This is a genomic window from Aeromicrobium sp. Leaf272, from assembly GCF_001422865.1.
In the GTDB taxonomy this organism is placed as follows: Bacteria; Actinomycetota; Actinomycetes; order Propionibacteriales; family Nocardioidaceae; genus Aeromicrobium.
This window is the reverse complement of the sequence record NZ_LMMY01000011.1, coordinates 394,140-397,253: the sequence shown is the minus strand read 5'-3', so window position 1 is coordinate 397,253 and position 3,114 is coordinate 394,140. Positions and strand designations below refer to the sequence as shown.

The 3,114-nt window shown below is 70.4% G+C and carries 4 protein-coding genes; 2 read left to right on the top strand and 2 right to left on the bottom strand.

Features of this window, described 5'->3' with window-relative positions; translation table 11 throughout:
* Positions 1-82: acyl-CoA dehydrogenase family protein (locus tag ASF38_RS19520; protein ID WP_304438653.1), on the top strand; the 82-nt coding region annotated here is incomplete at its 5' end.
* Positions 83-142: 60 nt separating this feature from the next.
* On the opposite strand, the gene ASF38_RS09000 is transcribed toward ASF38_RS19520, so the two are convergent.
* Both ASF38_RS09000 and ASF38_RS08995 read right to left on the bottom strand, forming a co-directional pair.
* Positions 143-1,087 (bottom strand): TerC/Alx family metal homeostasis membrane protein, encoded by a 945-nt coding sequence (locus ASF38_RS09000; RefSeq protein ID WP_055962206.1) that lies wholly within the window; start codon positions 1,085-1,087, stop codon positions 143-145.
* Between the two features lie 192 nt (positions 1,088-1,279).
* Complete coding sequence (locus tag ASF38_RS08995) at positions 1,280-2,008, bottom strand: MerR family transcriptional regulator (RefSeq protein ID WP_164468786.1); 729 nt, start codon at positions 2,006-2,008, stop codon at positions 1,280-1,282.
* A gap of 74 nt (positions 2,009-2,082) precedes the next feature.
* On the opposite strand from ASF38_RS08995, the gene ASF38_RS08990 reads away from it, so the two are divergent.
* Positions 2,083-2,679 (top strand): thermonuclease family protein, encoded by a 597-nt coding sequence (locus ASF38_RS08990; protein WP_055962198.1) that lies wholly within the window; start codon positions 2,083-2,085, stop codon positions 2,677-2,679.
* The last annotated feature ends 435 nt before the right edge of the window (positions 2,680-3,114 follow it).

Here is a 3,114-nt window from a genome sequence, read left to right as displayed (position 1 = left end):
CCTCGACACCCGCATCCAGACGATCTACGGCGGCACCACCGAGATCATGAAGGAGATCATCGGGCGTTCCATGGGCCTGTGACCTTCGGCGTGCCGACGGGCACCACGCGGCCTCGGCCGCGTGGTGCCCGTCCGTCGTAAATCACGCCTGGCGCTCGGACTCCTGCTCCTTCGCCTTCTCCCGACGGTAGGAGGGGAGGGAGGCCAGCACGCCGGCGCCGAGGATCAGCACCACGCCACCGAGCGACCACTCGGGCCCGACCTTGCCGAAGATCTCCCCGTAGGTCATCTTCGCGGCGATGAACACGAGCAGCGCGGCGAGTGCGGCCTTGAGGTGGCGCAGTCGCGCCACGAGCTCGGCCACGAGGAAGAACAGCGGCCGCAGGCCCAGCAGCGCGAACGCGTTGGCGGCGAACACGACGTAGGTGTCGGTGGTGATGCCGAGGATCGCGGGAACCGAGTCGACGGCGAAGATGATGTCGACGACGGCGATGGCCACCAGCGCGGCGCCCGCCGTGGTCAGCATGCGCTTGCCGTCGACCTTCGCGAGGAGCTTGTCGCCGTGGTCGCCCTCGGCGATCGTCATGCGGTTCTTGACGCCCTCGATCAGCTTCTCGTCACCGTCGTGGTCGTTGCGGTGACGCCACAGCCGCAGGCCCGTCCAGGCGAGCAGCGCGGCGAACGGGTACGTCAGCCAGGAGGCGGCGTCGAGCGCGGCGGCACCGACCAGGATGAAGATCAGCCGCAGCACCAGGGCGAGCACGATGCCGTACGTCAGCAGGCGCACCCGCTTCGGTGTCGGGATGGCGAAGGCGCCGAAGACGACGAGGAAGACGAACACGTTGTCCAGCGACAACGACTTCTCCACGAGGTAGCCGGCGAGGTAGGTCGTGGACTGCTCGGTGGTGCCGAACAGGTAGAGAACGCCGCCGAAGGCCAGGGCGATCGCGATCCAGACGATGCTCCAGATCGCGGCGACGCGCGGCGGCATGTCGTCGCGGGCCCGCACCAGGATCAGGTCGACGACGAGCAGGATCGCCAGGGCGGCGAACAGCAGGGTCCAGTCCAGAGGAGTGCCGAGAGGCATGAGGGAACGTCCTTCGCGGTGCAGTGTCAGGTCTGACAGGGATCGCGAAGGTTTCTCCACCCGGGAGGGCCACCTGGTGCGGATCCGGATGGCCGGACCGTGCTGACGCACTCAGGTCGACGGGATACTTCCCTTCGATGTGCAGGAGTTTACCGAGTGCCGCGAAACGTCGCAGCACGAGCGGACGTGACGTCAGTCGCGGTCGTTGGCCTTGCGCCGCACGGTCCGCCGCTTCTCGTCGTCGACGGCCTCCTCGTACGCGGTGACGAGGGCCTGCACCGTCAGGGGCTTGAACCGCTCGATCATCGCGGTCATCAGCTCGGGCGGCTGGCCCGACGCCACCAGCTGCGGCCACACGGACGTGCGGAACAGCTCGGTCAGCTCGATCGCGAGCGCGCGCCCGTGCTCGGTGACCATGCGCCGCGCGGCGAGCGCGGCGTCGACGGGAAGGCCTGCGTCGAGGAACCCCATGCCGACGGCCAGGTGGGCCGGCGCGAGGCGGAACACGTCCTCGGTCGGGGTGGGCTCGACCACGCCGATGGCCACCAGGACCTCGAGGTCGTCGTCGCTCAGCTGGCGTCCGGCGCGCTTCTCGAGCATCGTCCGGTCGAGCGTCTCGGGCATCTCGGGCGTCCAGGGCGCGAGCAGCGTGCGGTGCAGCGCCACCTGCTCGGGCGTCGCGTCGGCCGGGATCTGCTCGAGGTAGCCCTCGATCGCCGCGAGCGTGAAGCCGTGCGCCTGCAGCTCCTTCACGAGCTCGAGGCGGGCCAGGTGGTCGGGGCCGTAGTAGCCGTTGCGACCCTCCCGGCGCGGCGGCGGGATCAGCCCGCGCCCGGCGTAGAACCGGACCGTGCGGACCGTCATGTCGACGCGCGTGGCGAGCTGCTCCACGCTCATCGTCTCCGTTGCCTGAGGACTCACCCGGCAGAGCGTAGTACCCGGTGTGCGAGATCGACGGATGCGAATGAGGCGTTCGTTCCACTACGGTCCCTGACATGGACAAGCTCTCGGGGAAGAACTCGGCACTGCTCATGGTGGTCGTCCTGGTGCTGGGAGGTGTGCTCTGGGCAACCGGGCTCACCGACAAGATCACCGGGGCGACGAAGGGATCGTCGTCCGAGTCGTCCTCGGGCGCGGACCGTCCGTACGACGCGATCGAGATGCGCGTCCGGAACGTGGCCGACAGCGGCACGTTCACCGCCACGGTCGTCACCACGTCCCGCTACGCGGACAAGGGGCTCGACGCGTACGGCGACGGCCGCGTCACGGTGCGGCTCTACGGGGTCGACACGCCGGGCGCCAGCTACCGCCAGGAGTGCTACGCCGAGGAGGCCAAGGAGTCCCTCGAGAAGCGACTCTCCGAGTCCTCGCAGCGCATCTGGGTCAAGCCCGGTCGTGACGACCGCCGAGGCCGCGCCCTGGCCTGGGTGTGGACGAAGGACGGCGAGCTCCTGCAGGAGAGCCAGCTGGCCGACGGTGCCGCGACCCTGCGCGACGACGCAACCTTCGCCCCGTACGAGAAGCAGGTCACCGCAGCGGAGGCCAAGGCCGAGAAGGCGAAGACGGGACTGTGGGGCGCGTGCGGGTCCTGAGCGCGGTCCTCGCGCTGCTCCTCCTCGCGGGGTGCAGCGACCCGGCGCCGACCCCGCCGACGCCCGAGCAGCGCGCCGACGCCGAGGCCGAGGTCGAGGAGCTGGCGCCGGACGCCTGGGGCCTCGGCGCGCCGATCGCCGAGGCACGTCAGGACATCTGCCAGGAGGGGCAGCAGAGCTCCAAGGTGAGTGAGGTCGACTCGGCCTGCACGCTGGGCCGGTCCTGGATCGTGCCTGCTGCCGCGTCCCGCTCCGACGTCGCCGGGGCGATCGACGACCTGAGCGACCGCCTCGCCGACGCCGGCTGCGAGAGCGCCATGCGCGGCGGTCTCGGCGTGGCCGCGCGCTACTGGCGGGAGGGCGTGCAGTCGGAGCCGGGATCGCTCCCGGGGTCGAGCTTCCGCTGCGGGTCGCGCGGCGTCGACGTCGCGACCG

Coding starts and splice junctions, on each gene's coding strand:
- ASF38_RS08990 (WP_055962198.1), top strand. CDS start 2,083: ATGGACAAGCTCTCGGGGAAGAACTCGGCACTGCTCATGGTGGTCGTC.
- ASF38_RS09000 (WP_055962206.1), bottom strand. CDS start 1,087: ATGCCTCTCGGCACTCCTCTGGACTGGACCCTGCTGTTCGCCGCCCTG.